This window comes from Rhizobacter sp. P3_B12 (assembly GCF_056402895.1).
In genome coordinates this window covers 1-898 of record NZ_JBFUGN010001542.1, presented here as the reverse complement: position 1 = coordinate 898, position 898 = coordinate 1, and the positions used below count along the sequence as shown (strand labels likewise).

Sequence of the window (898 nt, the reverse complement as noted above, 5' to 3'; positions counted from 1 at the left end):
AGCGCGAGCTGCTCGCCGCGGCGCAGCTCGCCTGCGACCGGCGCGTCTGGGACCGCTGCGTCAACACCAGCGACCGCACGCGCAGCGAGATCGACATCGCGCAGCGCTACCCGACGCCGTTCCGCGCCGAGGTGATGGCGGCCTCGAAATCGACCGCGGTCGACCCGGCGCTGATCTACGGCGTGATGCGCCAGGAATCGCGCTTCCAGCCCGACATCCGCTCCAGCGCGAACGCCTACGGGCTGATGCAGGTGATCCAGCCGACCGCGAAGAACGTCGCCAAGCGCATCGGCATGGCCTACGACCCGGCGCAGATCATGGACGTGCCGACCAACGTGCAGCTCGGCTCGAGCTACCTGCGGCTGCTGCTCGACGATTTCGGTGGCTCGCAGGTGCTGAGCGCGACCGCCTACAACGCCGGCCCGGGCCGGCCGCGGCGCTGGCGCGACGGGCCGAAGCTCGAGCCGGCGATCTGGATCGAGAACATCCCATTCAACGAGACGCGCGACTACGTGAAGAAGGTGATGTCCAACACCTTGCTGTACGCGACGCTGCTGAACGACCCGACGGCGCTGCAGACCGCCTCGCTGAAGGCGCGGCTGGGCAAGCCGGTCGGCCCGCGCGAAGTGACCGCGCCGCCGCCCGACGGCAGCCTGCCATGAACGGAAGCCGGCCGATGAACCTGCTGGTCATCGGTGGGTCCGGCTTCCTCGGCCGGGCGCTGTGCGCCGAGTTGATCCAGCGCAGCGGCGGCGGTGGCGGCCGGCTGACGGTGCCGAGCCGGCAGCCGCAGCGCGCGAAGGCGCTGGCGATGCTGCCGACCGTCGACCTGCTCGCGGCCGACGTGCACGACGATGTGCAACTCGCGCGCCTGGTTGCCGGGCGCGATGCGGTGGTC

At 71.0% G+C, this 898-nt stretch carries 2 protein-coding genes; both read left to right on the top strand.

From position 1 onward, the window contains the following. A partial coding sequence (locus AC1D01_RS36745; RefSeq protein ID WP_477874746.1) for a lytic transglycosylase domain-containing protein occupies positions 1-662 on the top strand: 662 nt, incomplete at its 5' end. A gap of 14 nt (positions 663-676) precedes the next feature. Beyond that, positions 677-898, top strand: a 222-nt coding sequence (locus AC1D01_RS36740; protein WP_477874744.1) for an NAD(P)H-binding protein, incomplete at its 3' end; no start/stop codon positions are given.